The organism is Neptunicella sp. (assembly GCF_048268085.1).
In the GTDB taxonomy this organism is placed as follows: Bacteria; Pseudomonadota; Gammaproteobacteria; order Enterobacterales; family Alteromonadaceae; genus Neptunicella.
The window spans coordinates 55508-74308 of record NZ_JBLWWF010000018.1 but is presented as its reverse complement, the minus strand read 5'-3'; the positions used below and the strand labels follow the sequence as shown (position 1 = coordinate 74308).

Below are 18801 nucleotides of genomic sequence, written 5' to 3'. Positions count from 1 at the left end.
AATGAATCACCTTCAATCGCAAAAAATAGCCATTATTGGCTCGGGGATCTCCGGTCTGACTGCCGGGTATATATTAAGTCGTCAGCACCACGTTACCTTGTTTGAGGCCAATGATTATTTAGGTGGACACACGCATACACAAGACGTGCAACTAAATGGTAAAAATTATCCGGTTAATACGGGTTTTATTGTATTTAATGACTGGACCTATCCTAATTTTATTAAGTTAATGGACCAGCTTGGGGTGCATAGCGAGCCGTCGAATATGAGTTTTAGCGTACGTTGTGAAAATACGGGGCTGGAATATAACGGTAATAATCTGGACACGTTATTTTCCCAGCGGCGCAATTTATTGCGTCCGCGCTTTTGGCGCATGATCCGCGATATCCTGCGCTTTAATAAACAAAGTATTCAGGCATTACAAGATAATGCCGTGGATGACGGTGAAACCGTGGGCGCGTTTTTTCAGCGCCACGGTTATTCTGATGATTTTGTTAACCTGTACATTATACCGATGGGAGCGGCTATCTGGTCGGCTTCTTTTGATGTCATGCGGGAATTTCCATTACGCTTTTTTCTGAGCTTTTTCAAAAACCATGGCTTATTAAGTGTGGATAATCGCCCGCAATGGCGAGTTTTAACTGGCGGTTCTCGTGCTTATATTGAACCACTAAGTCGTCCATTTGCCGACAATATCCATCTCAACTGTCCTATCGTTTCGGTTCAGCGGACTGACGATAACGTTATTTTAACCACACAAGCCGGTGACCAGCATCAATTTGATCAGGTGATATTTGCCTGTCATAGCGATCAGGCGTTACGTATGTTGGCCCAACCAAGCGCTTCCGAAAATGCGGTTTTGGGGGCTATCCCTTATCAAATGAACGATGTGGTATTACATACGGACAGTCAATTAATGCCACAGCGCAAAAAAGCGTGGGCGAGTTGGAATTATCATCTGCCACAACGCACCAGTAATTGCGCTATGCTGACTTACAATATGAATATGCTACAAAACTTTGATGATGCACCCGTGCCGTTATTGGTGACCATGAACCGTAATTCTGAAATTAATCCGGATAAAATTATTCAGCGGTTTCGATATAGTCATCCGGTATTTAGTCTTGACGGCATTGCGGCTCAACAACGTCATCACGAAATCAGTGGTCATCAGCGTACTCATTATTGTGGAGCATATTGGTTTAATGGCTTCCACGAGGATGGCGTTAATAGTGCGTTACGGGTTGTTAAGCAGTTCGGGTTGACGTTATGAGTGTGACGGGGGATCCGCAACAGCCAATGAATAGTGCCGTGTATAGCGGGTCTATTCAGCATCAGCGTTTTACTCCCACCCAGCATCAATTTCGTTATCCGTTATTTATGCTGTATCTGGATTTGGATGAGCTCAACCATCTTGCCCGGCAAAAATGGTATTTTTCCATGGAGCGCTTTAATTTACTAAGTTTTCGCCGCCAAGATTATTTTCAACCGCAGCAAGCCAGTCTAAAACAGGCGGTGATTGACAAAGTACAGCAGTATTTTGCGCAAAACAGCTTGGATAACCCCGCTATTACTCAGGTTAACATGCTTGCTCATGTGCGTTATCTAGGCTTTGTGTTTAATCCGATTACGCTTTACTACTGTTATGACTTCAAGCAACAACTGATCGCTATTTTGGCTGATGTAGCGAATACGCCGTGGGGGGAAAGTCATGCCTATGTCTTGCCAATCAATGACTCAACGGAACAGCTTGAATATCAGGCAAAGGGCCAGCAACGTCATAGCTTTAAATTTGCTAAAACCTTTCATGTTTCGCCATTTAATCCAATGAACATGCAATATCATTGGTTAATTAATGAACCCGCCAAACAATTGCGGGTTTATATTGAAAATCGACAAACTCAATCAGCGGCGGCGAAATCGGAAAAACACTTTAGCGCCTTGTTAGATCTGCATCGGCAAAGTATTACCAATGAATTGGGGCGAGCTACCATCCGCTATCCATTTATGACTATTCAGGTGGTGGTCGGAATTTATTGGCAAGCACTAAAATTATGGCTAAAACGTACTCCTTTTTATCCTCATCCGGATTCCAATTCTTGAGAGTCATGCCGTTAAAAATTGTCTTTACCGATGATCCAAATTCTTCATATTGACGTAAAACAATTCAAACACCGATAAAAAAGCGAAAAATGGAGTGATGAATGAGCAGTACAACAGCAGTATCGACAATAAGTAAATCTAGACAGAATTGGTTTACCCAACTGTCAAAAAAGCTGGTCATAAACCAGCTCAAACAGATAAAACTGGGTTGTATTGTGATTAAGCAAGGCAGTCAAACAGAGCACTTTGGTCAGCGACTGGACAGCCATGATCCTCTTTATGCTGAATTACATATTCACGATCCGGGGTGCTTTGTGGATATTCTTACTGGTGGCAGTATCGGTGCGGCAGAAGCCTATATGAGTGGTGACTGGCACTCCCCGGATTTGACCAGATTGGTTGAGGTGATGGTTGCCAACATGGATGTACTGGACAATCTGGAAGGCGGAATCGCCATGTTATCTCGGCCATTGCTTAAATTAACTCATCGCTTGCGCAATAACAGTGAAAAAGGTTCAAAGCGTAATATTGCGGCTCACTATGATTTGGGTAATGACTTTTTCTCGCTTTTTCTTGACCCTACCATGATGTACTCAGCTGGTATTTTTGACGACCCGCAGGCGAGTATGCATCAAGCATCACTGAACAAACTGGATATTATTTGTCAAAAACTTCAATTGAACCCTGACGATCATTTACTTGAAATAGGTACGGGGTGGGGGGGATTAGCCATTCATGCTGCCCAGCATTATGGCTGTCGGGTCACCACGACGACGATTTCCGAACAACAATATGAGTTAGCCCGGCAAAAAGTGCGTGAGGCCGGACTGGAAAAGCAGGTGACTTTGCTCAAACAGGATTATCGACAATTAACAGGACAGTTCGATAAGTTGGTTTCGGTTGAGATGGTTGAAGCGGTGGGTTGGAAATATTTGAATCAGTTTTTGGCTCAATGTTCCGCTTTGTTAAAGCCCCAAGGGATGATGTTGATCCAATCCATTACCATTGCTGAACAACGCTATGAGTTGGCTAAAAAGAATGTGGATTTTATTCAGAAATATATATTTCCCGGTGGCTTTTTGCCTTCAGTTCAGGCGTTACTGACCAGTATGTCTGAAGCAACCGATATGCGTTTATTACAACAGCAAGATTATGCTGACCATTATGCTCGTACGCTGCGCTGCTGGGCAGATTCATTCCATCAACATCAAAATGAGATTAAAGCGTTAGGCTATAACAACGAATTTATGCGCATGTGGGAATACTACTTATGTTATTGCGAAGGAGGATTTAAACAGCGTGCTATTGGTGTTTCTCATTTGTTATTGGCTAAACCACATTGTCGGGTGGACGACATTAGTTGATGATAGCGCGTCGTAAGGTTGGTAAACCTGTTTGGTCATGGCGTGATTTGGCCATCAATGCGTTATTGTTTCAATTGATCTGGTTTATCGCTATTTTCGCTCAATGGTATTGGCTAATCGTGCCTTTTTTGTTCCTGTTGTGTCATTACGTTAGCACTAGCCAGCATAAACTGGCCGACAGTTTTATTTGTTTTTTGGTGAGTTTGTACGGCATTAGTGTTGATTCGCTGATGAGCTGGGGGGGATTATTGCAGTATCCCAATCATCCACCGCTGGTGCTGGACAATGGCATTCCATTATTTTTAGCCATTCTTTGGGTGGCGTTTACCATGACGGTTAATCGCTCGCTGATGCGGCTGGTGGATAAAGGCATGATGTTTATTCCCTTATGTGCGCTGGTAGGCACGTTATCGTATTTGGCTGCCAGAAGTGCCCTGGCCGTTGAGTTTAGCAATCAAACTGTCACCTTGATTGCATTAGAATGGTTAGGCGTCGGTTTGCTGTGTGTGGGCGTAAACCGATTTTGCGATAGCCGGTGTTACACTACTGAGGTACAACAGCGTGATCATTAAAAACAGGCTTGTTCTGTCATGTTTGATGGTATGCCTAACATTGTTAGCCATTTCCACTTCCGATGCCCAGCAATGGTCCATATCCGGAACGGCCTATGATATTGATTCTAAAAAAATTATTTACACCGAACATTATCAGTTGGAGGTTGGCGAGCAAGGATTACCGACAAAAGCGCAAGTGCAGTATCGGGATCCGGATGGTCAAGAGTTTGCCAGCAAGACTATCGATTACCACCATAACTCGGTAGCACCGGATATTGATTTTTTTGATCAGCGCAATCAAACGAGTATTGTGGTATCGCACCAGCCACAAACTATCGAAATCCGCTCTCGTCATGATAATCAAGTAGAAATCCAGAAGGTTGACTATCAACCCGATGAGAATGTGGTGATTGATGCCGGCTTTAACCGCTTTGTATTGCAACATTGGGATGCGTTGTTGGCGGGTAAAAAAATACTGTTTTCTTTTCTATCGATAGATCGGGCCAAATTAATTGATTTTAGTCTGGAAAAAATATCCCAAAACCAGCAACAGCTGGTGTTAGCGATTAAACCGGATAGTTTTTTTGTCGGCTTAATGGTCGATCCAATTTACCTAACTTACTCAATTGAATCAAAAAAATTGGTTATTTATCAGGGGTTAACCAATTTGCAACGTTCAAAAGATGGTACGTTGCAAAATGGTAATTTTGTCGCACGGATTGAATATGTGTACCATCAGCAGAGTTCTCCCTAAGCCACTGGTGAGATGGTTATCGATAAGGTTTAGCCAAATGCAGGGGATCGAGGATGGCTTTGAGTGTTTTTTCATCCATATCGGTTTCTTGCAGCGCTATTTCTAACACTGTTTTCCCTTCTTTGTCTGCACGTTTGGCTATTTTGGCCGCATTTTCATAACCAATCGCCCCATTTAATGCCGTGGCTAAAATGGGATTCATATTCAGTCGCTGACTGATATGCTGCCGGTTAATACTAAATTGGTTAAATACCTTGTCGGTTAGACCGTTACAGGCGTTGGATAACAGCTCAATGCTACTGACTAACTTATCGGCAATTAACGGCAGCATGACATTGAGTTGAAAGTTGCCTGCCTGGGCAGCAATAGTCACACTGCTTTCATTACCGATAATATCAGCGGCTATCATCGCTACTGCTTCGGCAATAACCGGGTTGACCTTACCGGGCATAATCGATGAACCGGGTTGTAACGCAGTTAACTGAATCTCTTGTAATCCGGCCACCGGACCGGAGTTCATCCAGCGTAAATCGTTGGCTATTTTTAGTAATGCCACAGCGGCAGATTTAAGAGCAGACATCAGATTTAACAGATGTTCCTGAGCACTCATGTATAACGCGGGAGTTGGGGCTGCTTGCCAGCCAATCGGGTCCATTTTCCCCAAAAGTTCACAACAAATGGGCGCAAATTGCTGATCGGTATTGATGCCACTGCCTACGGCTGTGCCTCCCAAGGGGAGATGATGCAAATTTTGCTCAGCCTGTTCAATTCGGATTTTGGCACTCACTAATTGTTGCTGCCAGCAATGAATCTCTTGGCCGAAAGTAATTGGCATGGCATCCATTAAATGGGTGCGGCCGGTTTTGACTTCATCGGTGTATTGTTCCGCCAACGTGGCTAAACGCTGGATAAGCGCAGTAAGCGCTGGATAGAGCTGTTGATGCAGTAACCTGACCGCACTGATTTGAATCGCGGCCGGGATCACATCGTTACTGCTTTGCCCCATATTGACGTGATCATTGGGATGCACTTTTTTACCCAGTTTGTCGCTGGCCAAGGTCGAAATGACTTCATTAACGTTCATATTCGTACTGGTGCCCGAGCCGGTCTGAAATACATCTAGCGGAAAATGCAGGCTAAAATCGAGGCTTTTGCTATCCTCGGCAGCCTGTTGAATGGCCTCGGCAATATTGGTCTCAAGCAGTCCAAGTTGCTTATTGGACTGTGCTGCTACTGATTTAATATCAATGACTGCTTGAATCGTTGGCGTAGGGAAAGTGCGCTTTGAAAATTGAAAATTATCCCGTGCTCGCTGGGTTTGCGCCTGATAATACACCTCTGACGGAACTTGCACTTCACCCATGCTGTCACGTTCGGTCTTGAATTGACTCATTGTGCCTCCATTAAATTTTAAGCTGAGTATGTTAGTGTGGTCCTGTGTTTACTAAGCTTAGCATGAAGGCTCAATAACTTTTAAAGGGAGATATTGTCAATGACCGATTCGATACAGCAATTAAAGCAAATTGAAATTAATGGTGAAAATTGTCACTACTATAGTTTCGATGGCTTAGCAGATAAATATGATCTTTCTCGTTTACCTTTTGCCGCCAAAATTTTGTTAGAAAACCTGTTACGCCACGCCGACAGTGAGTTTGTGCAGCGGGAAGATATTGAAACGCTGGCTAAATGGGACGTGAATGACTGGCAAGATACCGAAATCGCTTTTGTGCCTTCCCGGGTGATATTACAGGATTTTACCGGTGTTCCTGCGGTGGTGGATTTAGCCGCAATGCGGGATGCGATGGTGAAACTGGGGGCGGATGTGAATTTGATTAATCCGCTTAATCCAGTGGAGTTGGTCATCGACCATTCGGTGATGGTGGATGTATTCGGTCAGGCCGATGCCATGCAGCAAAACACAGCGATTGAAATTAAACGTAATCGTGAACGTTATCAGTTTTTACGTTGGGGGCAGCAAGCCTTTGATAATTTTAAAGTAGTACCGCCTGGTCGAGGTATTGTCCATCAGGTTAATTTAGAATATTTAGCTCGGGTGGTGTTTGCCAAAGCTGAAGAAAATAATTTGTTATATCCCGATACGCTAGTGGGTACCGATTCTCACACCACCATGATTAATGGCTTGGGTGTACTAGGTTGGGGTGTGGGTGGCATAGAGGCAGAAGCCGCGATGTTAGGCCAGCCTGTCACTATGTTATTACCCGAGATTGTCGGATTTGAATTAACGGGCAATTTACCCGCTGGTGCTACCGCGACTGATTTGGTTCTAACCGTGACCGAAAAATTGCGTGCGGCCGGGGTGGTGGGCAAATTTGTTGAGTTTTTTGGGAAGGGCGTTAATCAGTTAACGTTGGCTGATAGAGCAACGATTGCCAATATGGCACCCGAGTACGGGGCAACCTGCGGCATATTTCCTATTGATCAACAAACGGTCGATTACTTGCAGTTAACTGGCCGTGAGAGTAAGCATATCGAGCGCATTAAAACCTACTTAAAAGCGATGAACATGTGGGGAACGGAATCGCAACAGAATGCGGTTTACCACAGTACATTATCGTTGCAACTGGATGACGTTGTGCCTTCTATTGCCGGGCCTAAACGTCCACAGGATCGGATCTCTCTGGATCAAGCCGGATCGGCCTATCGGGATTGGCTGGATTTACAGAATGACGTTAAACAGATTGATGCTGATAAAGAACAAAGTGGTTTTGAAAGTGAAGGAGGACATCCTTCGGCACAACTGCCTGCCAGTGATGGCGATAGTGGTGTACCTTGCCAGTATGATGGACAAGACTTTGTACTGAAACATGGGTCAGTGGTGATTGCAGCAATTACCAGTTGTACCAATACTTCTAATCCGTCAGTGTTAATTGCCGCTGGTTTGCTAGCCAGAAACGCCAGACAGCGAGGATTAAATGTTAAGCCGTGGGTAAAAACCAGTTTTGCTCCCGGTTCGCAAGTGGTAACGGACTATTTGCTTAAATCAGGATTGAATGAGGATCTTAATGCGCTGGGATTTCAATTGGTGGGGTATGGCTGTACGACTTGTATTGGTAATTCGGGACCGCTGCCCACCGAAATCAGCGATGCCATTCATCAGGGAAGTTTGTCCGTAACCTCAGTGTTATCCGGTAATCGCAATTTTGAAGGACGTATTCATCCTGAAGTTCAAGCTAACTATTTAGCCTCACCACCACTGGTAGTCGCTTATGCGTTGGCCGGAAATATGAAAGCGGATATCACCACCGAGCCGTTAGGTGAAGATGCTGAGGGACAACCGGTTTATTTACGCGATATTTGGCCGGATAGTCAGGAAATTAAGCAAATTATTGAAAAGGTTATCGACAGTTCGATGTTTGTGTCCCGTTATGCCGACGTGTATAGCGGTAATCAGGACTGGCAAGAATTGGACGTGGTGGAAAGCCAAAAGTATGATTGGCCAGATTCCACCTATGTTAAGTTGCCGCCGTTCTTTGACGGAATTAGCGCTGATGTGCCAGAGATTACAGACATTAAAAATGCCCGTTGCTTATTGAAGCTGGGCGACAGTGTTACTACCGATCATATCTCGCCAGCGGGTTCGATTGCGTTAGATAGTCCAGCCGCGGAATATTTGCAAGGAGAGGGCGTATCTCCTAAAGATTTCAACTCTTATGGCTCCAGACGAGGGAATCATGAGGTGATGATGCGTGGGACCTTTGCTAATGTGCGTTTACGTAATTTATTGGCCCCAGGGACAGAAGGTTGCTGGACACGCAAGATGCCTTCTGGTGAGAAAATGAGTGTGTTTGATGCGGCGATGCAATATCAGCAAGACAATATTCCGTCGATTGTACTGGCCGGTAAAGAATATGGTACCGGCAGTTCTCGGGATTGGGCTGCCAAGGGACCGGCTTTATTAGGGGTGAAAGCGGTTATTGCACAAAGCTATGAGCGGATCCATCGATCCAATTTAGTGGGAATGGGGATTTTGCCTCTTCAGTTTATGGGGGATGACAGTGTTGAGTCGTTAAACCTCACTGGCGAAGAACAATTTAGTATTTCAGCAGTCAGCAAAGGGCAAAAAACGGTCACCGTGTTCGCCAAGGACGATCAGGGTAAAGAAATCTCTTTTGAGGCAAAAGTACGCATTGATACGCCGAATGAATTCAGTTATTACCAACACGGCGGTATTTTGCATTATGTGCTAAGAAATTTAGCGGCTAATAAAAACTAATCCAATGATGATGGGCGACAGGCCTTATTTAAAGGCCTGTCGCGTGGTGTTATTCATTTAAAATTTGAACGAGCATTTTACGCACTTCCGCCGGTTCAAACGGTTTATCACATAACGCATTAATACCGGTTTGATGGATATTACTCATATGTGCTGAGTTCGCCTCGGAGGTGACCATGATGATGGGGATGTGTGAGGTCGCCTGATTAAAACGAATAAATTCGGACAGCTCGCGACCATCCATTTCGGGCATATTATAATCGGTTACGACCAAATCAAAGGCTTCATCTTTAAGTTTTGTTACCGCAAAAGCTCCATTCTCAGCCTCTTCAATGTGTTTTAATCCCATTCCTTCCAACACACGGCGAATATAGTTACGGGCTAATTTACTGTCGTCCACTAACAGAACCCGGACATCGTGAATATCAAATAAATCAAGATCCACTTCTTCGGTATTAATTAGATCGAGAGTGGCATGTAAGGCTCGGGTTAAGTGAATAGGTTCAAAGGGTTTAGGTAAGATCGCAACCACGCCGGACTGTTTAAATTCTTCCAGTTTAGTGGGGCGGAATTCGCTGGAAATTAGCATAAAAGGGATCGAATTCGTTTGTTGCTGAGATTTCATGTTTTGCAGCAACTCAATACCGGTACCATCACCAAAATACATAGCGCTGACTACCAAATCGACACTATGTTTTTGTAATTCTTCGGTGGCCTCGGCAATGGAACCCACCGCTTCAATTTGGCCTACATTTTCGTTGACTAGCATCGTAGTGATAATTTTACGCTGCGTGTCAGAAGGTTCGACGAGTAAAATACTTAACTCAGGTAGGGAAATATTATGATGATCCATTCAGGATTCCTTAAAAAAACAATCAGCCTCCGGCAAGTTTAACCGTAAAACCGCGTTGTTGTAGAATTTGCATGATTTTTTCTCGATTATCACCTTGAATTTCAATCATTCCTTGTTTGATTGCACCACCAGTACCACATTTTTTCTTAAGTTCGGTACATAACAGTTTTAATTCTTTCTCAGCCAGTTCCAAACCACTGATGGTACAGACACCTTTGCCTTTACGGCCTTTGGTTTCACGTCTAATACGCACAATTCCGTCGCCTTTAGGAATAGGGTCACTAGCTTGTTGTGGCTTTATTTTTCCGCCATCGGTGCTGTATACCAGCTGACTATTAGTGTCTCGCATTATGTGGGGCGTCCTTCAGGTCATTCATCCGTTGATTCTATAAAAATTCGTCATGTATTCATATGCATCCGTTAAATAAAAACCGTTTAGCTGAGTGAATTAGACGTTAAGTGGGGTAGAGATGACAGCGGTTCTCAGGCAAGATCAAGCCATTATTCGTTGTTACTTGCAGGAAAAGTCAATGTCAGAGATTTTGATCAGAAAAGCCACCTTGGATGATGTACAAAAGTTAGTCGAATTTAATCAAGCCATGGCACAAGAAACCGAAGGCAAAAGTCTTGATCGGGAAACCTTAACAGCCGGGGTTGAAACCTTAATTAAACGTCCTGAGTATGGTTTTTATATGGTCGCGGAGCAAAACAATACTATCGCGGCGGGTCTACTGATTACTTATGAATGGAGTGATTGGCGCAATAAATTATTTTGGTGGATTCAAAGTGTTTATGTGACCCCGCAATTTCGTCGTCAAGGCTTATATTCCGCTTTATACCGTCAGGTACAAGAGATGGCGGAAAGCGCTGGCAACGTGTGCGGGTTTAGATTGTATGTGGAAAAAGAAAATATCAATGCACAGCAAACCTATCAAGCATTAGGGATGTCGGAGTGTGAATATTTTATGTATCAGAATAAATAAAAACCGGAAGCGATAAGATGAAAAAATTAATCACTATTTTGTTGTTAGTGTTACCCCTGCAGTGTTTGGCGTGGGGTTATAAAGGCCATGCAACTGTGGCTGATATTGCGTGGCATTACTTGACTCCCGAGGCGCAGCAGCAAGTTACCGCGTTGTTAAAAGCCAACGGTTTTGAATCCCTGACTGATGCAGCAAACTGGCCGGATCGTATTCGTAAAGATGATGAATTTAAACATACCGGAAATTGGCATTACATTAATCTACCCCATGGTGCAGAGCACTATTCATCAGCACGGGATTGTCAGCAGGGGTGTGTGGTTAGTGCCTTGAATATGATGCTTAAGCAGCTTGCTGAGAATAGCGATGTGAAAAAACGAGCTCAAGCCTTGGCGTTTGTAGTGCATTTTGTAGGAGATATTCACCAGCCTTTGCATGTGAGCTATGCGGATGATAAAGGCGGCAACACTTATTCACTAGTGTTTGAAGATCAGCCCGTCAATTTACATTACTACTGGGATACATTGGTGCTTAAGGCTGATCCTGATGATACTGAATTGGCGGCACAACTGATTAGCCAGTTAACGGCTAAGCAAATTGATACGTGGCAACAGGCACCGGTCGTTGACTGGGTAGAAGAATCTCATCGGATAACTGAACAGGTTTACGCGTCCGCCCCCAAGAAGGTGACCACGCAGATGTTACAAGAGGATCGTAAAATTATTCATCAGCGCCTGCAGCAAGCCGGCGTGCGGTTAGCGTACCAGTTGAACCAATTATTAAAATAACACTCAATTGGCATAGTTTATTAACACTAAGTGTAACTATCTCAGGAGATTAATTTGTTAAATAAATTACTGCTCTGGTTTGAGCAAAACCTTAATCATCCTCAACAAAACGGTTCCGAACACACGTTGAAACTAGCCACTGCGGTGATGTTCTATGAATTGATCCGGGCTGATAATCAGATTGAAGAAACAGAGTTGTCCCTGTTAAGGCAGTTGCTTGAACAGCAGTTCCAGTTATCTACAGATGAACTCGATAATTTGATGGAGTCGGCTAACCAACATGCCGAAGAGTCGGTTGATTTGGTGCAATATACACGGGTACTCAATGAGCAATGCGACTTAGAACAAAAACAACAGCTTGTGAAAGCCCTATGGCAACTGGCTTACGCGGATCAGCGATTGGACGGCCATGAAGAATACCTTATCCGTAAAGTCTCTGATTTAATTTACGTGAGTCATAGTGACTTTATTAAAGCTAAATTAAGTGTAGTAGGCGATTAAAAAATGCACTTAGACGCAGTTTTCATACAGGTTAACTATATGATTTATATTACTTTTATGTTGTCTTATGCACGAGTGGCGCTAATTCGCAACAAGCGCCACGTTCAAATTACTCAATAATCTTACTCGTTGTGTTTAACTATTTGATATTTATATAAAAAGTCATGTTGGCATTAAATTTGATTATGCCTAATTGCAGTATCTAAAACCCTCATACAGAGACTGCAATAAATTCGTGTTATTACCACTAGAGAATTAATGATTAGCCGGTTTGGCTGATGAATATCAACAGATAAAAACGGAGTAAGATAATGAGAAAAGTAATTATTACTACAGGACTGCTGTTAGCGGCCACTGCAGCTTTGGCAGTGACTGATAAGGTCGATACCCAATTGGTCGCTAAAAAATCTGATGTCATTGAAAAAGTTGATACCATCTCCAGACTAGATCAGGACAAAGACGGCAAGTTGACTATTAAGGAGGCCATGTCCGATCCCGTTCTGTTAGCCGCATTTGGTAAAATCGATACCAATGGTGACGGTCAAATCAGCCAGCGTGAATTAGATGCTGCCAAACTGACCGATCAACAGCAAGGTTCTTAGTCTCTGTTGGTTGTTTACCCTTAATCCGAAAATAGCCTAGTCCTAATAGGCGTCACTTATCTTAAGTTAGGCTAAAATATCAGTTGAAGGCCGGAACCCCGGCCTTTTCATTGTTTAGTCATACCTGTATGTTATCAGGTTAACTTTAGTTACTAGATGAGTAATCAGCTTGCCGTTTGGTTCCCTTAGACAAATTACACTATTTAGTTTTATTTTTGCCATGTTGCCCTTGGGGGTTTTGCTTTGGCAAAATCAAAAAACCTTGACTGAATTGGGGAATATCGCCGTGAGTCAGGCAAGACAAGCGGTGGATCTGACACGTTCGGTAGAATCAATGCAAGGTACGGCAGTCGATATCGAGCGTTTAATTAGACAATATAGTGTGCTGGAAAATGAAGAGCTGCTGCCATTAATTAAAAATTATACCCATAATTTTAGAATGTCATTTGAATCCAGTTGCCAGCAATCCGAGTTACCACAGCTATGTATCGAGATTGAATCGCAATTAAATCGGGTTGTAGCGCTACCTAGAGGGATCGAATCCGAGCAGTTAGATGAAGATATGACCCGTTTTCGTCAGCTATTGCAGGATTTTGCATTAGCCTCAGCGGCTCAGTTGGATGCGAGTCTGGATGAACAACGTAATCATGTTCAACAAGTTCAACAAAAAATTACGTGGCAAACGCTGGTGCTGGTGATTATTACGCTAATGTTGGTGTGGGCAGCCAGCCAAGTGGTAATTAAACCGGTACATATGCTAGAGAAACTGATCAAGGCCATTGGCAATCAAAATAGCCAATTACCGCAAACCGAATTTAGTTACCCGCGGGAAATGGTTGAATTGGATAGTCGATTGCGTTGGTTAGCCAAGCGTTTAGCTCATCTGGAGTCTATTCGTCACGCGATGTTACGTCATGCATCACACGAACTAAAAACGCCTTTGGCCAGCATTCGAGAAGGTTGTTCCCTGCTGTCAGATCAAGTAGTGGGTGAGCTTAATAGCCAACAACAAGAAGTCGTCACCTTACTGGATATTGGAGCGAAACGGTTAACCCAATTAGTGGAACAGTTACTCGACTATAACCGATTGTTGCAAGAAGCGTCATCCAACCCTGGCTGGATTGATATTCGTGAGTTGCTCAATCGGATTTGTGAACAACATCAGTTAGCGATTGGCCAAAATGGCCAATATTTTGAATTAGAGGTTAGCCTCGTCAAAATGTTTGCAGATGAAAAATTATTACAGCGAATTTTGGATAATTTGATCAATAATGCCATTGCTTACGGTAAACAGGATAGTGCAGTCATTATTCAGATAAATGAACAGCCATCTGATTATTTAATTACCGTCTGTAATAGTTGTGAAGAAGTAAAAATATTAGACAGTATGCAACTGTTTCAACCATTTCAGAGGGGGGAACAGGTGCGTAATGATGGATTGTCCGGTTCAGGATTAGGTTTATCGATAGTTGCTGATTGCGCCAGAATGATGGATGGCAGTGCAGAAATCATTAATGAGCAGGCAAACGTGTTTTGTGTGCAAGTCAGATTACCCCAACCCCAGGATAAAGTATGAGAATTAGTTGCGTTATTACAGGTATTTTATTACTTGGTGGCTGTCAGACCCTGACAATGCAACACGACTCCTCCAGCCAATATGAATGTGCAGGCATTGAGGCCAAACTAACCATTTCAGATGAGCCATGCGATATATTACGCTGGTTTGATTATCGCTTTTCAACCGATCATTTAAGTTGGCCGGAACGCAAACAATTGCTTGCTGAACTGGGTGACAATAAGGTCGATAGCTTTAAAAAAGTGATCCTTAGTCAAAGTATGGATACACCCTATCAAGCCAGACTGCGGGCACAAAATCTGTTGAATGAGCTAATGCCGTCATTACCGGATGAATTAACCAAGTTGGCGGGTATTTTACTTCAACAACCGGCACAAAAATTACTTGAGTATGAGTCAGCCTTGGTCACCGTCGGTAAAATTAATTCCCGTCAGTCACAAACCATTGAAGAGCAACGAATGAGGGTGGAAGAGCTGGAGAAAAAAGTGAAAGAGCAACATAGCCAGATTGAACAATTAATGAAAATAGAAACCACGCTAAGCAATAAGGACAGACAAAATGACTAATAAAAATGCACGTATATTGCTGGTTGATGATGATCCAAGTTTATTGCGTTTACTTAGCTTGCGCCTCGAAGGGGAAGGGTATCAGGTCTCCACCGCGGTAGATGGGGAACAGGCATTACGCAGTTTAAATGATAATGTGTTTGATCTGGTATTAAGTGATTTGCGCATGCCAGGTATGGATGGTATGGCATTATTTGATGAAGTGGTGCGTAAACATGCCGGTGTTCCGGTTATTATTATGACTGCTCACGGCTCTATTGCTGAAGCGGTAACCGCTACCCAAAGCGGAGTGCACGGTTTTTTGACTAAGCCTATTGATCATGATGAATTACGTAAAACCATCGATGCAGCATTGAAAGTCAGCCATATCGCTAATAGCGATAGCTGGCGTGAAAAAATTATTACTCGTAGCCAGGTCATGGAAAATGTGCTTGAGCAGGCTTATCGGGTCGCACAGCGTGATGTGAGTATCTTGCTTACCGGAGCCAGCGGAACCGGTAAAGAATTGATGGCAAGAGCAATTCATAATGCGAGCCCCAGAAAAGATCATCCTTTTATTGCGGTAAACTGTGGCGCAATTCCAGAAAATTTACTCGAATCCGAACTCTTTGGTCATGCTAAAGGCGCCTTCACAGGCGCTATTCAGGACCATCAAGGCTTGTTCCAACAGGCGGATAAAGGCACTTTATTGTTAGATGAAATTGGTGATATGCCTTTGCATCTTCAAGTGAAATTATTACGTGCTTTGCAGGAACAGCAAATTCGTCCGGTAGGTAGCAGTAAGCATATTGCCATTGATGTACGAATTATTTCTGCCACTCATCGTGATATTGATGCGGCAATGAAAGAAGGCCAGTTTCGTGAAGACCTTTATTATCGTCTTAATGTGGTTAACCTTCATCTACCTGGCTTGCATGAACGAGCCGAAGATATTCCGGTATTAGCCAGACATTTATTACAAACCAGTGCTAAACGTCACGGTGTTAAAGTAAGCCGTTTTTCTGACGATGCGATGCAAATGCTCACCACCGCACCTTGGCCGGGTAATGTACGTCAATTGGTTAACGTGGTTGAACAATGTGTGGCATTGACACAAAGCCCGATGATTGGTCTGCATATGGTTGAACAGGCATTATCTGAATCGAGTTGTATTTGGCCAACCTTAAGTGACGCGCGAGACGCATTTGAGCGCCAGTATTTACTTAAAGTGCTAAAAATGGCCGATGGTAATGTGACTCGTGCGGCTGACTTGGCCGGACGCAATCGGACTGATCTGCATAAACTGATGAAAAAGCATCATCTCAACACCGCCGATATAAAAGCCCAGAGCGAATAACTTTTCCCGTTCAGCCGTGTATTTTTGCCTTATCTTGAGGTTATAATACGCGGCTTTATTTTGACTCAAATTTAAGGGTTATTTTCTTTCGTTGTCTGTTACGCAGATGAAATAGGTAAGAAAATCGACTCTAATATTTTCTCACGGCAACATGCCGGATTATAGGACGATTTCATGCGCACAGATTATTGCGGCAATATTAATGCTTCTTTTATTGGTCAAACCGTTACGCTTTGTGGTTGGGTTAACCGTCGCCGCGACCTTGGCGGGGTGATCTTTCTCGATTTACGTGATCGTGAGGGGATCGTTCAGGTTGTTTACGATCCTGATTTAGCTGAGGTGTTTGATACCGCCAATAAAGTACGCAACGAATTTTGTGTTCAATTAACCGGTTTGGTGCGAGCCCGTCCTGAAGGGCAAGTGAACAAGGATATGTCCACCGGGGAAATCGAAATATTGGGTAAAGCGCTAACCATCCTAAATAAATCGGCACCCTTACCTCTAGACAGCAATCAGGAAAACTCCGAAGAGCAACGCCTGAAATACCGTTATCTGGACTTACGTCGTCCTGTAATGACTGAACGCCTTAAGTTTCGCGCCAAAGTGACAGGTGCCGTGCGTCGTTATCTCGAAGAGCAAGGCTTTTTGGACATTGAAACACCAATGTTAACCAAAGCCACGCCAGAAGGTGCGCGGGATTACTTGGTGCCAAGTCGTACGCACAAGGGCCAGTTTTTTGCGTTACCCCAGTCTCCACAATTGTTTAAACAGTTGCTGATGATGTCTGGCATGGATCGCTATTATCAAATCGTAAAGTGCTTCCGTGACGAAGATTTGCGGGCTGATCGTCAACCCGAATTTACCCAAATCGATATTGAAACCACCTTTTTGGACGCCGAAGGTGTGATGGCCATCACCGAAAAAATGATCCGTGGTTTGTTTAACGATTTACTTAACGTTGATTTGGGTGATTTTCCCCGAATGACTTATGCCGATGCAATGCGCTTATACGGCAGTGACAAACCGGACTTACGTAACCCGATGGTATTTACCGATGTGGCCGAATTGGTTAAAAACGTAGATTTTAAAGTGTTTTCTGGTCCGGCAAATGATCCCAAAGGACGTGTTGTCGCCATCTGCGTGCCCGGCGGTGCTGAATTATCTCGCAAGCAGATTGACGATTACGGCAAGTATGTAGGCATTTATGGTGCTAAAGGGTTGGCATGGATGAAGGTTAACGACATCGATGCGGGTCTGGACGGACTACAATCGCCCATTCTTAAATTCCTGGATGCGCCGACTGCACAAGCCATTTTGCAAGCGACTAAGGCCAACAATGGCGATATTTTGTTATTTGGTGCCGATAACGAAACGGTTGTGACCGAGAGCATGGGCGCGTTACGCCTGAAATTGGGTGAAGATCTGAACTTGCTTGAAGGTGACTGGAAACCGTTGTGGGTGGTAGATTTCCCCATGTTTGAAGAAGTCGATGGTCAGTTCTACGCATTACACCATCCTTTTACCGCACCACGAGATATGACGCCAGAACAACTGGCTGCTGATCCGGGCAGTGCCATTTCCAATGCTTACGATATGGTTTTGAACGGCTGTGAATTGGGTGGTGGTTCGGTGCGTATTCACCATCAGGAAATGCAATCCAAAGTGTTTGATATTTTGGGGATTGATGAACAGGAAGCGCGTAGCAAATTTGGCTTCTTACTCGATGCGTTGCAATACGGAACGCCACCTCATGCGGGACTGGCTTTTGGTTTGGATCGTATGGTGATGCTAATGACTGGCGCAACCTCTATACGTGATGTGATGGCATTCCCGAAAACCACCACCGCGGCATGCCCATTAACCGATGCACCGGGATATGCCAACCCTGAGCAGTTGCAGGAACTGGCGATCCAAACGGTAGTGAAAGCGGAAGATAAGGCCGGTGAATAAAGCCGGATAATAACGAGTCGGGCGGGGATTAGTTATGCCTATTATTTTGGGAATTGATCCCGGCTCACGGCTGACTGGTTATGGTGTCATTCGTCAGCAGGGGAGTAAATTCGAATACTTGGGCAGTGGCTGTATTCGCTTAGGTACCGATGAACTTCCCAATCGATTGCAAAAAATATTTGCCGGTGTGAGCCAAATTATAGAGCAGTTCAAACCGGATATGTTTGCCATCGAACAAGTCTTTATGGCGCGTAATCCGGATTCTGCACTTAAGCTCGGCCAATCTCGCGGGGCGGCAATCGTGGCAGCGACGCGACATGATATTCCTGTAGCAGAATATTCCGCTAGGCAAATTAAGCAAGCCGTGGTGGGCAAAGGTGCGGCTGATAAAAGTCAGGTCCAGCATATGGTCACCTATTTATTAAAACTTCCCGGTACCCCACAAGCGGATGCGGCCGATGCTCTGGCGGTGGCGCTGTGTCACGGCCACAGTTACCAAAGCTTGATAAAATTGTCGGGCCAAGCAAGTAAGACCGTTAGGGGACGATTGCGCAAATAATCCACTTCGCCGTTAATCTGCTTGCGTCTATTATTTGTATATTGACAATGTGTTTTTATACAGTAGTCTATGTTCTAATAT

The 18801-nt window shown here is 44.0% G+C and carries 18 protein-coding genes; 15 read left to right on the top strand and 3 right to left on the bottom strand.

Going from position 1 to position 18801, the window contains the following annotated elements; genetic code table 11:
* Nucleotide 1 precedes the first annotated feature (1 nt).
* The 5 genes from ACTD55_RS14620 (at nt 2) to ACTD55_RS14600 (ending at nt 4775) form a co-directional block, all read left to right on the top strand.
* Nucleotides 2-1273, top strand: coding sequence for an NAD(P)/FAD-dependent oxidoreductase (locus tag ACTD55_RS14620; protein ID WP_438865076.1), 1272 nt, complete (start codon nt 2-4; stop codon nt 1271-1273).
* Nucleotides 1270-2103, top strand: a complete 834-nt coding sequence (locus tag ACTD55_RS14615) for a DUF1365 domain-containing protein (protein WP_438865075.1) — start codon at nt 1270-1272, stop codon at nt 2101-2103. Before ACTD55_RS14620 ends, ACTD55_RS14615 begins: the two co-directional genes overlap by 4 nt.
* 101 nt (nt 2104-2204) lie before the next feature.
* Complete coding sequence (locus tag ACTD55_RS14610) at nt 2205-3467, top strand: class I SAM-dependent methyltransferase (RefSeq protein WP_438865074.1); 1263 nt, start codon at nt 2205-2207, stop codon at nt 3465-3467.
* The gene (locus ACTD55_RS14605; RefSeq protein WP_438865073.1) at nt 3467-4039 is read left to right on the top strand and encodes a DUF2878 domain-containing protein; all 573 of its coding nucleotides are present in this window, start codon (nt 3467-3469) and stop codon (nt 4037-4039) included. Before ACTD55_RS14610 ends, ACTD55_RS14605 begins: the two co-directional genes overlap by 1 nt.
* Nucleotides 4040-4079: 40 nt before the next feature.
* A complete protein-coding gene (locus ACTD55_RS14600) occupies nt 4080-4775 on the top strand; it encodes a hypothetical protein (protein WP_438865072.1) in 696 nt (231 codons plus the stop codon).
* A gap of 16 nt (nt 4776-4791) precedes the next feature.
* On the opposite strand, the gene ACTD55_RS14595 is transcribed toward ACTD55_RS14600, so the two are convergent.
* Nucleotides 4792-6168 (bottom strand): class II fumarate hydratase, encoded by a 1377-nt coding sequence (locus tag ACTD55_RS14595; protein ID WP_438865071.1) that lies wholly within the window; start codon nt 6166-6168, stop codon nt 4792-4794.
* 99 nt (nt 6169-6267) lie between these two features.
* Between ACTD55_RS14595 and acnA the strand changes: the two genes are divergently transcribed.
* Entirely contained in the window at nt 6268-9009 is a 2742-nt protein-coding gene (gene acnA / locus ACTD55_RS14590) for an aconitate hydratase AcnA (RefSeq protein ID WP_438865070.1), read from the top strand.
* Between the two features lie 49 nt (nt 9010-9058).
* Here the strand turns inward: acnA and ACTD55_RS14585 are convergent, their stop codons facing one another.
* Both ACTD55_RS14585 and yciH read right to left on the bottom strand, forming a co-directional pair.
* Nucleotides 9059-9862: a response regulator gene (locus ACTD55_RS14585; protein WP_438865069.1), complete on the bottom strand. Its 804-nt coding sequence runs from the start codon at nt 9860-9862 to the stop codon at nt 9059-9061.
* A gap of 22 nt (nt 9863-9884) precedes the next feature.
* Complete coding sequence (gene yciH, locus ACTD55_RS14580; RefSeq protein ID WP_438865068.1) at nt 9885-10211, bottom strand: stress response translation initiation inhibitor YciH; 327 nt, start codon at nt 10209-10211, stop codon at nt 9885-9887.
* 190 nt (nt 10212-10401) lie between these two features.
* Here yciH and ACTD55_RS14575 point away from each other — a divergent pair, with 190 nt between their 5' ends.
* The 9 genes from ACTD55_RS14575 to ruvC all read left to right on the top strand — a co-directional run bounded on the left by ACTD55_RS14575 (nt 10402) and on the right by ruvC (nt 18720).
* Entirely contained in the window at nt 10402-10845 is a 444-nt protein-coding gene (locus tag ACTD55_RS14575) for a GNAT family N-acetyltransferase (RefSeq protein WP_438865097.1), read from the top strand.
* A gap of 17 nt (nt 10846-10862) precedes the next feature.
* On the top strand, nt 10863-11630 hold the full coding sequence (locus ACTD55_RS14570; RefSeq protein WP_438865067.1) for a S1/P1 nuclease: 768 nt from the start codon (nt 10863-10865) through the stop codon (nt 11628-11630).
* A 54-nt stretch (nt 11631-11684) separates the two neighbouring features.
* Nucleotides 11685-12131, top strand: coding sequence for a TerB family tellurite resistance protein (locus ACTD55_RS14565; RefSeq protein WP_438865066.1), 447 nt, complete (start codon nt 11685-11687; stop codon nt 12129-12131).
* 311 nt (nt 12132-12442) lie between these two features.
* Nucleotides 12443-12733 carry a hypothetical protein gene (locus tag ACTD55_RS14560; protein ID WP_438865065.1) on the top strand — a complete coding sequence of 97 codons (291 nt, stop codon included), beginning with the start codon at nt 12443-12445 and terminating at the stop codon, nt 12731-12733.
* A gap of 169 nt (nt 12734-12902) precedes the next feature.
* Nucleotides 12903-14309 (top strand): sensor histidine kinase, encoded by a 1407-nt coding sequence (locus ACTD55_RS14555; RefSeq protein WP_438865064.1) that lies wholly within the window; start codon nt 12903-12905, stop codon nt 14307-14309.
* Complete coding sequence (locus ACTD55_RS14550) at nt 14306-14875, top strand: hypothetical protein (protein ID WP_438865063.1); 570 nt, start codon at nt 14306-14308, stop codon at nt 14873-14875. Before ACTD55_RS14555 ends, ACTD55_RS14550 begins: the two co-directional genes overlap by 4 nt.
* A complete protein-coding gene (locus ACTD55_RS14545; RefSeq protein ID WP_438865062.1) occupies nt 14868-16211 on the top strand; it encodes a sigma 54-interacting transcriptional regulator in 1344 nt (447 codons plus the stop codon). Before ACTD55_RS14550 ends, ACTD55_RS14545 begins: the two co-directional genes overlap by 8 nt.
* Nucleotides 16212-16385: 174 nt before the next feature.
* On the top strand, nt 16386-18161 hold the full coding sequence (gene aspS, locus ACTD55_RS14540) for an aspartate--tRNA ligase (RefSeq protein WP_438865061.1): 1776 nt from the start codon (nt 16386-16388) through the stop codon (nt 18159-18161).
* A gap of 34 nt (nt 18162-18195) precedes the next feature.
* Nucleotides 18196-18720 (top strand): crossover junction endodeoxyribonuclease RuvC, encoded by a 525-nt coding sequence (ruvC, locus tag ACTD55_RS14535; RefSeq protein ID WP_438865060.1) that lies wholly within the window; start codon nt 18196-18198, stop codon nt 18718-18720.
* Nucleotides 18721-18801 lie beyond the last annotated feature (81 nt).